Here is a 15,151-nt window from a genome sequence, read left to right as displayed (position 1 = left end):
GAGGGGTTAGGGGTGGGAATGGGCGGAGCGTTATCATGGGCAGACACTGCCCTCCCCCAGCCCCTCCCGCAAGCGGGAGGGGAGTCTAGGGGGCGCCCCTTCCGCTTGTGGGGAGAGTCAGACGGGACGAACGGCTTCGTCGGCTGGCTTGGCGGTCGCTACGCCCGCGGTTGAGCGCAGGTTGAGTTCCTTGAGCTGCTTGGGCGTCGCGAAATTGGGCGCGCCCATCATCAGATCCTCGGCCTTCTGCGTCATCGGGAAGGTGATGACCTCGCGGATGTTGGGCTCGTCGGCGAGCAGCATGACGATCCGGTCGACGCCCGGTGCCGAGCCGCCGTGCGGCGGGGCGCCGAACTTGAAGGCGTTGATCATGCCGGCGAAGTTCGTATCGACATCGGCCTGGGTGTAGCCGGCGATCTCGAACGCCTTGTACATGATCTCGGGGCGATGGTTACGGATCGCGCCCGAGCTCAGCTCGATGCCGTTGCAGACGATGTCGTACTGGTACGCCAGGATGTCGAGCGGGTCCTTGGCCTCGAGCGCTTCCATCTCGCCCTGCGGCATCGAGAAGGGGTTGTGGCTGAAATCGACCTTCTTGGCGTCCTCGTCATATTCGAACATCGGGAAATCGACGATCCAGCAGAATTCGAAGCGCTTGTCGTCGATCAGGCCGAGCTGGTCGGCGACGCGCGTGCGAGCGAGGCCGGCGAGCTTCGCCGCCTGCGCTGCCTTGCCGGCCGCGAAGAAGATGCCGTCGTTCGGGCCGAGGCCGAGCGCTTCTGCGATCGCCTTCATGCCGTCCTGGCCGTGATTGTTGGCGATCGGGCCGCCGAACACGCCATCCTTCTGCGTCGCATAGCCGAGGCCGGGGAAGCCTTCGCTCTGTGCCCAGCTGTTCATCTCGTCGAAGAATTTCCGCGATTTCTCGTGCGTGTTCGGCGCGGCGATCGCGCGGACGACGTCGCCGCCCTCGACCATCGACGCGAAGCGGCCGAAGCCCGAACCCTTGAAGTGCTCGGACACGTCGGTGATGATCAGCGGGTTGCGCAGATCGGGCTTGTCGTTGCCGTATTTCAGCATCGATTCGCGGTACGGGATGCGCTTGAACGGGAGTGCCGAGACGGTGCGCCCCTTGCCCTGCCAGTTGGCGAATTCCTCGAACACGCCGTGGAGCACGGGCTCGATCGCGGCGAAGACGTCATCCTGCGTGACGTAGCTCATCTCGAAATCGAGCTGGTAGAATTCACCCGGCGACCGGTCGGCGCGGGCGTCCTCGTCGCGGAAGCACGGTGCGATCTGGAAATAGCGGTCGAAGCCGGCGACCATCAGAAGCTGCTTGAACATCTGGGGCGCCTGCGGGAGCGCGTAGAACTTGCCGGGATGGACGCGGCTCGGGACGAGATAGTCGCGCGCGCCCTCAGGGGAAGACGCGGTGAGGATCGGCGTCTGGAACTCGGTGAAGCCCTGCCCGATCATCCGCTGGCGCAGCGACGAAATGACGTTCGAGCGCAGCAGGACGTTGGCATGAAGCCGCTCGCGCCGCAGATCGAGATAGCGGTACTTGAGGCGGATTTCCTCGGGGTATTCGGCCTCGCCGAACACCGGCATCGGGAGTTCGTGCGCGACCGACTGGACGACGACGTCGCGTGCGCGGATCTCGATCTCGCCCGAGGGAAGGTTGGCGTTCACCGTCTCGGCCGAGCGGGCGACGACGTCTCCGGTGATCGTCATGACCGACTCGGGGCGAAGCTTGTCGAGCACGGCGTGCGCCGGGCTGTCGCTGTCGGTGACGATCTGGGTGATGCCGTAATGGTCGCGCAGATCGACGAACAGCAGATTGCCGTGATCGCGCTTGCGATGGACCCAGCCCGACAGCTTGACCGTGGTGCCGACGTCCGCGGCGCGGAGCTGGGCGCAAGTATGGGTGCGATAAGCGTGCATAGATCTTCTCATGTTCGTCGCCCCGGCGAAGGCCGGGGCCGCTGTGTATCGGAGCGCAACGCGTGACAACGCAGCGGCCCCGGCCTCCGCCGGGGCGACGGCGAATATTGCCGATGCGCTTCCCTCTACAACCCACCTTTGTCAAGGCGCGCGAGCCTCGCTAAGGGGTGGGGATGCATATCCATCCGCTCATCACCGACAGTGCCACCCTCGCCAATCTCTGCGCCCGAATGTCGCAAGCCGATTTCGTCTGCATCGACACCGAGTTCATGCGCGAGAACACCTTCTGGCCTGAACTCTGCCTGATCCAGATCGCCGACGTGAACGAGGCGGCGGCGATCGACCCGCTCGCGCCGGGGCTCGACATGAGCCCGTTGCTCCAGTTGATGGTCAATAACGAGGACGTCCTGAAGGTCTTCCATGCCGGCGGGCAGGATCTCGAAATCGTCTACAACCTTACCGGCACGACGCCGCATCCGCTGTTCGATACCCAGGTCGCGGCGATGGCGCTGGGGCAAGGCGAGCAGGTCGGCTATTCGAACCTTGTCGATGCGTGGCTCGGCATCACGGTCGACAAGGGCGCGCGTTTTACCGACTGGAGCCGCCGTCCGCTCGACGCGCGGCAGATCGAATATGCGATCGGCGACGTGACGCATCTCGCCAAGATCTTCCCCAAGATGCTCGAGCGGCTGCGCAAGACCGGGCGCGGCGCGTGGCTCGACCAGGAGATGGAGCGCCTCGGCGATCCCAAGAATTACGCCAACGACCCCGAAGAAGCGTGGCGCCGGATCAAGGTGCCGAGCCGCAAGCCCGACGTGCTCGGGCGGTTGAAGGCACTCGCACGCTGGCGCGAGATCGAGGCGCGCGGCAAGGATCTGCCGCGCGGGCGGATCGTCAAGGACGAGACGATCGCCGATCTGGCGGGCCATGCGCCCAAGCGGCAGGCCGATCTCGCCAAGGTGCGCGGGCTCTCCGCGACCTGGGCGCAGAACGATATCGGCGCGCGGCTGATGGCGGCGCTCGAGCATGCCGAGCCGATGTCGGCCGACGAGCTGCCGTCGCGTGATGACCGCAAGCCGGGGATGGGCAAGGATGGGGCGCTGGTCGCCGATCTGCTCAAGCTGCTGCTCAAGATCCGTTCGAAGGAAATCGACGTCGCGGCGCGGTTGTTGGCGCGGACCGACGATCTGGATGCGCTTGCCGCCGGGCAGCGCGAGGGGCTGTCGATCCTGCAGGGCTGGCGGTTCGAACAGTTCGGGCGCGATGCGCTCGATCTGGTCGAGGGGCGGCTGGCGTTTGCGGTGGTGAACGGCAAGCTCAAGATGACGCGGACCGAAGATATCGCGGTTTAACCGACGCGCGGCGGACGCAACCCCGCCCGTCACCCCGGCCTTGTGCCGGGGTCCACCGTGACGCGCGTCCTGCGCGTGCTGTGCGTGCATCCCGGTGGACCCCGGGACAAGCCCGGGGTGACGGAGAGGGTCCGGGACGCCTATTCGACGATCACGGCCTTGCGTCCCAGCGCCGTCGCCAGCGAGGCATGGCGCCGCTCGACCGTCTCGCTGTACAGCGCGATATCGCTGTTCTTCACGCGCAGCGTCACCGTCTCGCCATCGTCGGCGAGCGACGAGCGCTGCAGTGGCCCGGCGAGCCCGCCGCTCATCCGCTGCCCAAGCCGCATCGCCAGCCCCCAATGCACCGCGCGCTTCAGGTCGAGCGGATCGGCGAGCACCGCGAGCGGCGCGGGCGTGTTGACCCCGCCGCCCAGACTCGTGTGGAGCGCCTGCGCGATCAGCGCGCGACCGCGCGCATCGACCGCGACCCAATTGCCGTGAAGCGCGACCTCGACGCCGCGCTCGGCGCGGAACTCGGGATTGGCGCGCCAGCCGACATCGGCGAGCAGGCACGCCGCCAGCCGCAACCGCGCCATCTCGGGCCGGTCGCGCGTGAAGAGCGGCGCGATCCAGCGGTCGAGCAGATCGCCATGTTCGGCGAAGCGGCCATGGCGCCGCCCTTCGTCGCGCGTGGCGACGATCAGCGGGTCCTGCGCGCGGACGTCCGGGTCGAGGGCTCCGTAGAGCAATCCTTCGCGCAGCCCGAAGGCCGAGACGATCGTGGTGTCGCTGCCGATATGCTTGAGCAAGGACACGAGCAGCGCGGTCCCGTCGCTCAGCGTTGCCGCGCGGGCGGCGGACAGGCCGGGGATCGCGCGCAGCCAGCTCTTGTTGACGTGGCTGATCGTTCGCCCCATCCGCGCGATCGCATCGGCCGACATCGCATATTCGTGGATCACGGGGAGCGGATAGCTGGCAAGGTGCATGTCGAGCCGTGCCAGCGCGCGCCACGATCCGCCGACGAGATAGAGCGGGAGCCCTGCCCCCTTCCCCGTCCAGCCGGACCGATCGAGCGCGCGCGCGACCTCGCGTTGCAACATGCCCGGCCCCTTGTCGCGGATCGCGCCGATGCGCAGCACGCCGAGCGGAAAAGACACGCGCTCGCGGACCTTGCCGTCGCCAATCCGGATCAGCTCGAGACTGCCGCCGCCGAGGTCCCCCACGATGCCGTCGGCCTGCGGGATCGCCGACAGCACGCCGTAGCCGGCGCCCGTCGCCTCCTGCTCGCCGCTGAGCAGTTCGACCTTGAGGCCGAGATCGTGCGCAGCATCGAGCAGGACCTTGCCGTTCGAGGCATCGCGGACCGCGGCGGTCGCGACGGTGCGCAGCTTCGTCACCTCCATCTCGCGTGCGACCGCGGCGAAGCGTGCCAACGCATCCTTGGCGACCGCGATCCCCGATTCGGCGATCGCGCCGGTCTCGGCCATGCCGCGGCCAAGCCCGGCCATGACCTTCTCGTTGAATAGCGTCGCGGGCAGGCGCTCGGGGCCCTGATAGACGACCAGGCGGATCGAATTCGATCCGATGTCGATGATCGCGGTGCGGGGCTCGGCCCAGGTATCGGAGACGGGATCGCGGCCCTTCGCCGGGGACGCGGCGACGGGAAACTCGGTGGTCATTGTCATCGGCTCAGCGCCGGCTTCTGAGCGACAGCTTGGGCACCGAACCGCTCGCCGCGAGCGAGGCGCCGCGCCCCGATAGCGACGGGTTGGTCATGAAGTAGCGATGCAGGTTGAACGGCCGGTCGCCCGGCTGGGTGCGGACATACGATCCGTCGCCCTGCAGCTCCCAGCTCTGTTCGTTGTCGATCAGATTGGCGACCATGACTTGGTCGAGGATCTGCTGGTGGACGGTCTTGTTCTCGATCGGCAGCATGTACTCGATCCGGCGATCGAAATTGCGTTGCATCCAGTCGGCCGAGGAAATGAATACCTGCGCGCCGTCGTTGGGCAGCATCCCGCCATTGCCGAAGCACCAGATGCGGCTGTGCTCGAGGAAGCGGCCGATCACCGACTTGACGCGGATATTCTCCGACAAGCCGGGAACGCCGGGCTTGAGGCAACAGATGCCGCGGATGATGAGGTCGATCTGGACGCCGGCGTCGCTCGCTTCGTAGAGCTTGTCGATCACCGCGGGATCGACCACCGAGTTCATCTTCGCCCAGATCGCGGCGGGGCGGCCGGCCTTGGCGTTGTCGATCTCGGTATCGATCAGCCGCATCAGGCGTGGGCGCAGGTCGCGCGGGGACAGGCTGATCAGCGCCATATTCTCGGGTTCGACATAGCCGGTGATGTAATTGAACATCTGCGCGGCATCGAGCCCGAGCCGCGGATCGGCGGTGAAGAAGCTGAGGTCGGTGTACACTTTGGCGGTGATCGGGTGATAATTTCCGGTGCCGAAGTGGCAGTAGGTCCGATACTGCCCGCTCTCGCGGCGGACGACCATCGAGACCTTGGCGTGGGTCTTCCAGTCGATGAAGCCATAGACGACCTGGACACCGGCACGCTCGAGCGCCGAGGCCCAGAGCAGGTTCTGCTCTTCGTCGAAGCGCGCCTTCAGTTCGACCACCGCGGTGACCGACTTGCCCGCCTCGGCCGCGGCGATCAGCGCGTTGATGACCGCGGGCTGCTTGCCGGCGCGGTACAGCGTCTGCTTGATCGCGACGACGTCGGGGTCTGCGGCGGCTTGCTTGAGGAAGGCGAGCACCACGTCGAAGGTCTCGTACGGGTGGTGGACGACGATGTCCTTCGCCTTGATCGCAGCGAAGCAATCGCCGCCATATTCGCGAATCCGCTCGGGGAAGCGCGGCGAGAAGGGCGGGAATTTGAGATCGGGGCGATCCTCGTCGACGATCGACTCGAGATCGCCGACGCCGAGAAACGCGCCGCTCTCGGTGACGAAGCAATCCGCCCCGCCGAGTTCATCGCGCAGTACCGAGCCGAGCCGCTTAGGCATCCCGCTCTCGAGCTCGAGCCGGATGACGCGGCCGCGCCGGCGGCGCTTGATCGCGTTGGCGAAGTAGCGGACGAGATCCTCGGCCTCTTCCTCGATCTCGAGATCGCTGTCGCGCAGCACGCGGAATTCGGCGCCGCCGATCACGCGGTAGCCCGGGAAGACCAGCGGGGCGAAGCGCTTCACCAGCGATTCGACCGCGATGTAGCGCGCCTTCTCGCCCGGCAGGCGCAGGAAGCGCGGCATCGGCGCGGGGATCATGACGAGTTCGCGGATCGGCTGGTCGTCGGCGATCCGCACCAGGTCGAACATCACCGCCAGCCCCTTGTTGGGGATGAACGGGAAGGGATGCGCTGGGTCGAGCGCCTGCGGTGTGAGGATCGGGAAGAGCTGCTCGCGGAACTGCGTTTCGAGCCAGGCGAGATCCTCGCCCGACAGCGCCTCGTCGATCGTGCGCGAGCTGAGCACCGCGATGCCCGTCTCGGCGAGCTGGCGGCGCAGGTCGCGCCACACGTCGCGCTGGCTCGTGACCAGCGCATCGGCCTCGGCGACGATCGCGGCGAGCTGCTGGCCCGAGGTCAGCCCGTCGTTCGACAGCCGGGCGACGTCCTGCAATTGCTGGCCCTTGAGCCCCGCCACGCGGACCATGAAGAATTCGTCGAGGTTCGACCCCGAGATCGACAGGAACCGCACGCGCTCGAGCAGCGGATGCGCGGTGTTGCACGCTTCCTCGAGCACGCGGCGGTTGAAGGCGAGCCAGGACAGCTCGCGGTTGAAATAGCGGTCGCTCCCCTCGCTTCCGGCAAACGGATCGTCGTCGTGGTCCAGGCTCGCGAGGTGGGCGGGGCGGGTCATGGGGTTTCCGTCGGTTCGGGGAACAGGTCGGGCGCCGCGCCCGGGATCAGTCCGGCTTCGATCAACGTGGCCCGCGCGAGCGGGATCGACAGGCGCTTGTGGCGCGCCAGAAGCGCCTGGTCGAGCAGATCGACCGTGCGCAACAAGGTTATGTGGGTGCGTTCCACCCGCAGGACGAGCCATTGAATCACCTCCGGCCGCGCGTCGATACCACGCCGGAGGAACTGACGCTCGAAGATTGCGCGCATCAGCTCTTCGTCGGGGTCGCCGATCCGCACCGTCGGGCTCGCGGCGAGACGCGAGCGCAGATCGGGCAGCTTGATCGTCCATTCGGGCGGCGGCGCGTCCGCCACGATCACTACCGGGCGGCGATCTTCCTGCGCGCGGTTCCAGGCGTGGAAGATGCTCGTCTCGTTCTGCCGCTCGGCATCGTCGATCAGCCCGCCGCCGGTCTTGGCGGCGAAGATCCGCGCGAGCAGGCTGCGGCCCGATTTGCGCGGACCCGTGACGACCACCGCCATGACGGGCCAGGTGCTCCAATGCTCGAGCTGCTGGACCGCCCGCGCGTTCGAATTCCCGATCAGGAATTCGTCATCACGCGGGTCGGCCGGCCAGTCGAGGGGAAGTGCCATTTGTGCCGGGAGCATCAGATCACCCCGTCGGCGAATCGGTGGGTGTGGGTTGGCTGCCCTGCCCCGCCGCGCTGCTGCGGCGGATGCGGAACGTCGATCCGCTCGCGTTGACGCTCCAGCCGCGCGCCTCGAGTGCTGCGCGGAGCACTGCGGGATCGGCGTCATACGCGATGCGCAGCACCGAGATCCCGCCGATCGCGAGGCTGGTGGTGATCGCCGAGCGGACGCCGGGGATCGCCTGGAGCGCGCTTTCGGTCGCGGTAACCGAACCGGCATTGGGGGTATCGGCCTGGATCGTGATCGCCACGCTCGTCTTGGCCGCGTTCGGACCCGGTAGCCCGTCGATGCCGAGATCGATCGGCACGACTTCGGTCGGCGTCGCGGTCGGCGTCGGCATGCCGACGGGCGCGACATAGGCCAAACCCGAATCGCCGCTGAGCCCGCCGCCGCGCAAAGCCGTCTGATAGGCGTCGTCGATGCGCTTCACGCCCGCATCGAGCAGCACCGGGAGCGCATCGGCGCGATCGACGCGCAGCGTGAATTGGGTGACGATGCGATTGTCGGGGCCATGCCGCGCCTCGAACACGCCGATGATCGGCCCGCCGGGCCATTCGCGGCGCAGCGTGACCTTGGGCACCAGCACGTCGGTCGCGCCATATTGGTCGAGCACGACGCGCCACCAGCCACGGCCGGGGCGCTCGGTCTGACCGAGATTGAGCAGCAGTGCATCGGCGCCGGTACCGGTCGGGCGGACATAATCGACCAGGCTGTTGCCGGTGCGATAGCGGCTCCACGCTTCCTGCCAGCTGGTCTTCTGCTCGAGGCCGGTCGCGACTCCGCCGCTCACCTCGATCGGGATGACCAGCATCGGCGACGAGCGCGAAGCCTCGGCCGAGACGCCGAGGATCGACCCGGCGCGCGCCCGGCTGAACAGCACGCCGAGTTTGGCGACATAGCGGTTGGGGCCGATCTGCTCGTTCTCGACGACGATCCCCGAGACCATCGCGTCGAGCGTTCCGTCGGGCAAAGTGCCGCCGCTGCTCCCCATCCGGCGCGACAGCATGTCCCAGCCCTTGCGCTGCGCTATCCGCCAGCCGGCGTAGCGCGCGGCCTCGGCGCTCTTGCCCGTCACGTCGACCTGGATGCCGCTCACTTCGTAGCTGCCCGAGCTGTCGGCGGGCGCGACGCCCTGGTCGGGATCGTCGACTTGCGCGAGCACGAGCCCGCCCGTCGCGGTGAGAGCGAGCGCCGCGGCGAACTTTAGGGGCGTGGAAAGGCGGCGGATCGTCATGTCGGCGCCCTTTTGGCGAAGGAGGCGTGGAAATCCAAGCAGGATATGGCTAGGCGGGCACGATGAGCGAAACGAACCCGGACACCGAGTCCTATACCTATGCCCAAGCGGGCGTCTCGATTGCCGCTGGCAATGCGCTGGTGCGCGCGATCGCACCGCTCGCCAAGGCGACGCGCCGGCCGGGTGCCGATGCCGAGCTCGGCGGCTTTGGCGGGCTGTTCGATTTGAAGGCGGCGGGGTTCGTCGATCCCTTGCTCGTCGCAGCGAATGACGGGGTCGGCACCAAGCTCAAGCTCGCGATCGAACACAATGCGCATGACTGGGTCGGAATCGACCTCGTTGCGATGTGCGCCAACGATCTGATCGTGCAGGGCGCCGAGCCGCTCTTCTTCCTCGATTATTATGCGACCGCGAAGATCGACCCTGCGGTTGCCGAGCGTGTGATCGCCTCGATCGCCGAGGGTTGCCGCCAGGCGGGCTGCGCGCTGATCGGTGGCGAGACGGCCGAGATGCCGGGCATGTATGCCGCCGACGATTACGATCTGGCGGGCTTCTGCGTCGGGGCGGTCGAGCGTGACCGGGTGCTGACCGGCGCTGCGATCGCAGCGGGCGACGTCGTGTTGGGGCTTGCCTCGGCTGGTGTGCATTCGAACGGGTTCTCGCTGGTGCGCCGGCTTGCCGCCGACAAGGGCTGGAAGCTTGACCGGCCGGCCTTGTTCGATGCTGACGTGCTGCTGATCGACGCGCTGATGGCGCCGACGCGGATTTACGTGAAGGCGTTGCTGCCGTTGCTCGCCGAGAAGCGGATCAAGGGGCTGGCGCACATTACGGGCGGCGGTTTGCTCGAGAATATCCCGCGCGTTTTGCCTGATGGCGTGCATGCGAAGATCGATGCCGATGCCTGGGCGCAGCCGCGGCTGATGGCGTTCCTCCAGGCGCAGGGCAATATCGAGCCCGAGGAAATGGCGCGGACCTTCAATTGCGGGATCGGGATGGTCGCGGTGGTCGCAGCGGACGAGGTCGCGGCGGTGACCGCCGGGCTCGAAGCGGCGGGCGAGACGGTGTTCGCGATCGGGACGATCGAGGCCGGCGTGCGCGGGTGCACGGTGGCGGGGTCGGTCGAGACCTGGGGCGGTCGCGCCGACTGGACCGCGACGCATAATCATGGGTGAACTTCTTCTTCCCCCCTCCCGCTTGCGGGAGGGGTCGGGGGAGGGCCTGTCCTCACTCGCAACCGTTGGCAGGTGCTGCACGCCCCTCCCCCAGCCCCTCCCGCAAGCGGGAGGGGAGTTGTGAGCGTCAAGGTGGGTATTCTCTTGTCGGGCCGCGGTTCTAATATGATGGCGCTCGTCGAGGCGGCACGCGATTATGACATCGCGCTCGTTGCGTCGGACAAGCCTGATGCCGCCGGCATCGCCTGGGCGCGCGAGCGCGGCCTCGCCACCTTCACGCAGTCACCCAAGGGCATCCCGAAGGCCGAGTATGAAGCCGCGATCCACGCCGCACTCGTCGAGGCTGGCGTCGAGATCATCGCGCTGGCCGGCTATATGCGCCTGCTCTCCGAGGCGTTCGTCGCGCGCTGGGCGGGTCGGATCATCAACATCCACCCCTCGCTGCTACCCAAATACAAGGGCCTCGACACCCACGCCCGTGCGATCGAAGCGGGCGATGCCGTGGCGGGCTGTTCGGTCCATATCGTTACCGAAGAACTCGATGGTGGCGAGGTGCTCGGTCAGGCCGAGGTCCCGATCGTGCCCGGCGACACCCCCGACAGCCTCGCCGCGCGCGTGCTCGAAGCCGAGCATCGCCTTTACCCGCATGTTCTGGCAGAGTTCGTAAGACGATGAGCCCAGACCCCGAATCCGCCCTCGCCAAGGTCCGCGAACTCGCGCTGGCATTGCCCGAAACCACCGAGCGCCCGTCGCACGGCGCGCCCGGCTTCCTGATCGAGGACGGCAAGTTCTTCGCCTATTTCTGCCACGACCATCATGGCGACGGCGAGACCGTCGTCATCGTCAAGACCACCGGCGCCGACGAACAGGCCACGCTGATCGAGGCCGACCCCGATTGCTATTTCAGCCCGGCCTATCTCGGTTCGTCGGGTTGGGTCGCGATGCGGCTCGATCGCGACGATCTGGATTGGGACCGCGTCGGTGATCGGATCGCGATCAACTGGGAACTGGCCGCGCCGCGGCGCTTGCTCGAGGCTGGCGGACGATGAGCGATCAGCCGACCCCGCCGCGCGACCCCGCGCTGCAAGTCGCCGCCACCGAGGCGGTCGCGAAGGCAGAGGCCGCGGCGACGCGCCGGCGCTGGATCAATCTCGGCGAGTTCATCGCGGTTGCCGGGCTGATCATCGCGGGTGGCAGCCTGTATCTCAACTGGGCCGACCACCGCGCGGACGAGGCCGACAAGCAGGTCGCCGCGGTCAAGGCCGAACGCGCGCAATCGCGCTTCGACATTCGCGCGGCGCCGGCTTCGAACGGCAGCGCGCTGCTGCTGGCGCATGACGAACGCCATGCGATCCGCGACGCGACGGTCACCTTCCCGACCGCGCTCGGCGTCGGCACCAAGGATACGGTGGCGGATACGATCGATCGCGGCTGGTTCGACCATGCCCTGCTCAAGGCGACCGATGGCGGGCCCGACAAGAAGGCCGGACGCCTGCCGGTGCTGATCGCGTTGACCTATTGGGATGGCGACACGCCGCGCACGACGCGCGGGATCTACGATATCGGGTGGAAGACCGAGACGAACGGGCCGCTTGGGCTGCTCGGGCGGTCGGTCAAGCTCGAGAGCCTGCGCCTGCACGAAATCGGCGGAACGCAGAAGCGGGTCGATGCGATCTGGGCGGGGCAGCAGCCGAAACCGAAGGACTGAATTCAGGTCGGATGTCGGTGATCGACCGATCACCGATACTCAAAGGTTCCGCGCGTAGACCGGGTCGACATGGACCTCACCGCCGACGACGAAGTCGCGACTGCCGATGACGGTGAAACCGTTGCGTTCGTAGAAGGCGCGGGCGCGGCCATTCTGGTCCCATACGCCGAGCAGCAAGCGCTTGCCGCCGAGCAGCACCGCGTCGGCAGTCGCCTGCGCCAGCAGCGCAGCGCCGATGCCGCTGCCATAGGCTTGGCGCAGCGTATAGATCCGGCGCAGTTCTATATCGCCCGGCTGCAGGTCGATCGGAAAGTCGGGCGCGGTCAGTACGGCATAGCCGATCGGCGCGAGCCCGGGCTCGATCTCCGCGACGGTAACCACCGTCGCGGGATCGGCGAGCCATTTGGCGAACACCGCCGCATTATTGTTCTTGAGGCAATGCGCGACGAGATCGGCGCCGGCGAGCGACGGCGCATAGGTATCGAGGAAGGCCGCATTGGCGACGAGCGAGAGCAGGTCGGCATCCGCCGCCCCTGCCCGTCGCACGCGCCATTGCAGCATCAGCCGACGATTTCTTCGGGCTTGAAGAAATAGGCGATCTCGATCTCGGCATTCTCGTCCGAGTCCGAACCGTGCACGGTGTTGGCTTCGATCGACTCGGCCAGCTCCTTGCGAATCGTGCCGGCATCGGCGTTCGCCGGGTTGGTCGCGCCCATGATGTCGCGGTTGCGCTGCATCGCGTTCTCGCCCTCGAGCACCTGGACGACGACCGGGCCCGAAATCATGAAGCTGACGAGCTCACCGAAGAACGGACGCTCCTTGTGGACCGCGTAGAAGCCCTCGGCCTGCTCGCGGGTCATCTGGATGCGCTTCGAGGCGATGACGCGGAGGCCGGCTTCCTCGAGCATCTTGGTGACGGCACCGGTGATGTTGCGACGCGTTGCGTCGGGCTTGATGATCGAAAACGTGCGGTTCGCGGCCATGACCGTGAATCTCCTGTGGTGTTTGAAAGGTGTCGCGGAAAGTCGCGGTTCCCTAGTCGGGAGCCCGGTGGGATGCAAGCCTCGGGGTGGGCCTCAGGCGGCTTGCTCCCAGCGGCCGCTGTCGTTCTGCTTCCAGTAGCGGCGCTCGATCCCGTCGCGATCGGCGAGCGCTTTCCACGCGGCGCGCGCGTGGGTGATGCGGTCTTCGTCGAAGAAGTGGAAGGCGCGATCGAAGCCGAGCGCCTCCTCGCGCCACACGCCATCGGCGAGCGCGATGTTGCGCGCGGCGTTTTGTGCAGCGGGATGCTCGGTGATGAGGATCGGCTGGGCGGCGTCGCTCTCGCCGTCGGATTGCGCGTGCGGGAGGAAGCCGTCGGGTGCGTAGGTCCAGAGCAAGCGGTCGAGCGCGCCGCGTTGGTCGGCGCTCTCGGCGACGATCAGCAGGCGTCCGCCGGTCTCGACGACGCGCTCGGCGATGCGTGGGAGCACGCGCTCGAGCGGTTGCGCGGTGAGGTGGTAGAAGTCGACTTGCATTTCAGCTCTTCACCTACCCGCTTCTTCTTACTCCCCTCCCGCTTGCGGGAGGGGTKGGGGGAGGGCAGCGCCTCAGGCGGAGCGCAGGCGTTCCAGGTCGTTCCCTCCCCTGGCCCCTCCCGCAAGCGGGAGGGGGATTTTGCGGCTTATGCTTCGAAATTGTCCGCCACGAACCGGTCGAGCAAACGCACGCCATACCCGGTCGCGCCCTTGTCGAAGTTCGGGCCGGGCTTGTCGGCCCAGACCATCCCGGCGATATCGAGATGCGCCCATTTCACGCCCGGCTCGACGAAGCGCTGGATGAACTGCGCCGCGGTGATCGAGCCTGCGCCGCGTGGGCCGACATTCTTCATGTCGGCGATCGGCGAGTCGATCAGCTTGTTGTACGCATCCGACAGCGGGAAACGCCACAACAGGTCGCCCGAGGCCTTGCCAGCGGCGAGCAGCTCATCGGCGAGCGCGTCGTCATTGGCGAAGATGCCGCCATGCTCGGTGCCGAGGCTGACGATCATCGCGCCGGTCAGCGTCGCGAGATCGACGATTGTCTTGGGATGGTGCGTGCGCTGGACCCAGGTGACCGCGTCGCACAGCACCAGACGCCCCTCGGCGTCGGTGTTGAGGATCTCGATCGTCTGTCCCGACATCGAGGTGAGCACGTCGCCGGGACGGATCGCATCGCCATCGGGCATGTTCTCGACCAGACCGCAGACGCCGATGACGTTCGCCTTGGCCTTGCGCCCGGCGATCGCCTTCATCGCGCCGACGACCGCGCCGGCACCGCCCATGTCCCACTTCATGTCTTCCATGCCGGGTCCGGGCTTGAGCGAGATGCCGCCGGTGTCGAAGGTCACGCCCTTGCCGACCAGCGCCAGCTCGGGATCGCCCGCCCCTGCCCCGCTCCACTTGAGCGCCAGCAGTCGCGCATCCTTGGCCGAGCCCTGCGACACGCCGAGGATCGCGCCCATGCCGAGCTCGCGCATCTCGTCCTCACCGAGCACGGTGACTTCGAGGCCGAGGCCCTCGACTTCGGCGAGCACCTTGGCGACGAAGGTCTCGGGATAGATCTTGTTGGGCGGCTCGGCGACGAGCGTGCGCGTCAGTTCGAGGCCTTCGGTCAGCGCCTTCTGCTTGCTCCAGGCGGCGTCGGTGCCGTCGGGCGTGCCGTGCAGCACGATCGAAGCGAGCGTGGGCTTCGACTTTTCGGGGAGCTTGGTGCGATAGACGTCGTGACGCCAGCCGCGCTGTGCCGCGGCGCCGGCAAAGCGTGCGACCGCATTCGGGGTGGCCCCGGCGCCGGTAAAATCGACGCTCGCGCTCGTGACGCCCGAGGTCAGCAAGCGGGCGGTCAACGCGCCGCCGGCCCGCTCATAGTCGGGCTCGCTGCCAGCACCCGTGCCGAGCAGCAGAACGCGGCGCACCCCGCCCGCGCCATCGGCGACGAAGGTCTCGACGACGCTTGCCGCCTCGCCCTCGAAGCGGCTTGCGCGCGCCGCCGCCTTGGCGAGATCGAGCGCTGCGGCGTCGATCAGCGTCGTTGCGAGCCGGGCGAGCCCGTCCTTCTCGACGGGAAAGGCGATGGCCGCGGCGGATGCCGGCGCGGCGGTGGAAAAGTCGATCTGCATGAAAGCCTCGATGTGGGTCTGGTCGTCGATTGAGTCGGATGTCTCTAGGACAGCGCAACGCGGCTGG

General features: G+C 67.4%; 14 protein-coding genes. 5 read left to right on the top strand and 9 right to left on the bottom strand.

Annotation, left to right across the window (positions count from 1 at the left end):
* Nucleotides 1–117 precede the first annotated feature (117 nt).
* Nucleotides 118–1,941: an aspartate--tRNA ligase gene (gene aspS / locus EAH76_RS04590; protein WP_140848682.1), complete on the bottom strand. Its 1,824-nt coding sequence runs from the start codon at nt 1,939–1,941 to the stop codon at nt 118–120.
* A gap of 173 nt (nt 1,942–2,114) precedes the next feature.
* On the opposite strand from aspS, the gene rnd reads away from it, so the two are divergent.
* Nucleotides 2,115–3,293, top strand: coding sequence for a ribonuclease D (gene rnd / locus EAH76_RS04585; RefSeq protein ID WP_140848681.1), 1,179 nt, complete (start codon nt 2,115–2,117; stop codon nt 3,291–3,293).
* A gap of 140 nt (nt 3,294–3,433) precedes the next feature.
* Here the strand turns inward: rnd and EAH76_RS04580 are convergent, their stop codons facing one another.
* From EAH76_RS04580 to EAH76_RS04565, 4 genes are read right to left on the bottom strand one after another with little or no spacing between them, the layout of a single operon-like run.
* Nucleotides 3,434–4,960, bottom strand: a complete 1,527-nt coding sequence (locus tag EAH76_RS04580; RefSeq protein WP_241659559.1) for a Ppx/GppA family phosphatase — start codon at nt 4,958–4,960, stop codon at nt 3,434–3,436.
* Nucleotides 4,961–4,964: 4 nt separating this feature from the next.
* Nucleotides 4,965–7,142: an RNA degradosome polyphosphate kinase gene (locus tag EAH76_RS04575; RefSeq protein ID WP_140848677.1), complete on the bottom strand. Its 2,178-nt coding sequence runs from the start codon at nt 7,140–7,142 to the stop codon at nt 4,965–4,967.
* Nucleotides 7,139–7,774, bottom strand: a complete 636-nt coding sequence (locus EAH76_RS04570) for an HdaA/DnaA family protein (protein ID WP_140848675.1) — start codon at nt 7,772–7,774, stop codon at nt 7,139–7,141. The genes EAH76_RS04575 and EAH76_RS04570 overlap by 4 nt, the downstream gene beginning before the upstream one ends.
* 19 nt (nt 7,775–7,793) lie before the next feature.
* A complete protein-coding gene (locus EAH76_RS04565) occupies nt 7,794–9,065 on the bottom strand; it encodes a heavy-metal-associated domain-containing protein (RefSeq protein ID WP_140848673.1) in 1,272 nt (423 codons plus the stop codon).
* Nucleotides 9,066–9,127: 62 nt separating this feature from the next.
* Here EAH76_RS04565 and purM point away from each other — a divergent pair, with 62 nt between their 5' ends.
* The 4 genes from purM to EAH76_RS04545 all read left to right on the top strand — a co-directional run bounded on the left by purM (nt 9,128) and on the right by EAH76_RS04545 (nt 11,945).
* The gene (gene purM, locus EAH76_RS04560; RefSeq protein WP_140848671.1) at nt 9,128–10,237 is read left to right on the top strand and encodes a phosphoribosylformylglycinamidine cyclo-ligase; all 1,110 of its coding nucleotides are present in this window, start codon (nt 9,128–9,130) and stop codon (nt 10,235–10,237) included.
* A gap of 165 nt (nt 10,238–10,402) precedes the next feature.
* Entirely contained in the window at nt 10,403–10,912 is a 510-nt protein-coding gene (purN, locus tag EAH76_RS04555; RefSeq protein WP_140850360.1) for a phosphoribosylglycinamide formyltransferase, read from the top strand.
* Nucleotides 10,909–11,286: an MmcQ/YjbR family DNA-binding protein gene (locus tag EAH76_RS04550; RefSeq protein WP_140848669.1), complete on the top strand. Its 378-nt coding sequence runs from the start codon at nt 10,909–10,911 to the stop codon at nt 11,284–11,286. Before purN ends, EAH76_RS04550 begins: the two co-directional genes overlap by 4 nt.
* Nucleotides 11,283–11,945, top strand: a complete 663-nt coding sequence (locus EAH76_RS04545) for a hypothetical protein (RefSeq protein ID WP_140848667.1) — start codon at nt 11,283–11,285, stop codon at nt 11,943–11,945. Before EAH76_RS04550 ends, EAH76_RS04545 begins: the two co-directional genes overlap by 4 nt.
* 39 nt (nt 11,946–11,984) lie before the next feature.
* Here EAH76_RS04545 and EAH76_RS04540 read toward each other — a convergent pair whose 3' ends face one another.
* From EAH76_RS04540 to EAH76_RS04525, 4 genes are all read right to left on the bottom strand, one after another.
* Nucleotides 11,985–12,506 (bottom strand): GNAT family N-acetyltransferase, encoded by a 522-nt coding sequence (locus EAH76_RS04540; RefSeq protein WP_140848665.1) that lies wholly within the window; start codon nt 12,504–12,506, stop codon nt 11,985–11,987.
* Nucleotides 12,506–12,928, bottom strand: coding sequence for a nucleoside-diphosphate kinase (gene ndk / locus EAH76_RS04535; protein ID WP_140848663.1), 423 nt, complete (start codon nt 12,926–12,928; stop codon nt 12,506–12,508). The genes EAH76_RS04540 and ndk overlap by 1 nt, the downstream gene beginning before the upstream one ends.
* 93 nt (nt 12,929–13,021) lie before the next feature.
* Nucleotides 13,022–13,462 carry a DNA polymerase III subunit chi gene (locus EAH76_RS04530; protein WP_140848662.1) on the bottom strand — a complete coding sequence of 147 codons (441 nt, stop codon included), beginning with the start codon at nt 13,460–13,462 and terminating at the stop codon, nt 13,022–13,024.
* Between the two features lie 146 nt (nt 13,463–13,608).
* Complete coding sequence (locus tag EAH76_RS04525; RefSeq protein WP_140848660.1) at nt 13,609–15,084, bottom strand: leucyl aminopeptidase; 1,476 nt, start codon at nt 15,082–15,084, stop codon at nt 13,609–13,611.
* Nucleotides 15,085–15,151 lie beyond the last annotated feature (67 nt).

This window comes from Sphingomonas glacialis, assembly GCF_006439055.1.
GTDB classification, from domain to species: Bacteria; Pseudomonadota; Alphaproteobacteria; order Sphingomonadales; family Sphingomonadaceae; genus Sphingomonas; species Sphingomonas glacialis_A.
The sequence above is the reverse complement of the archived record's forward strand: the minus strand, read 5'-3'. Positions and strand labels throughout refer to the sequence as shown.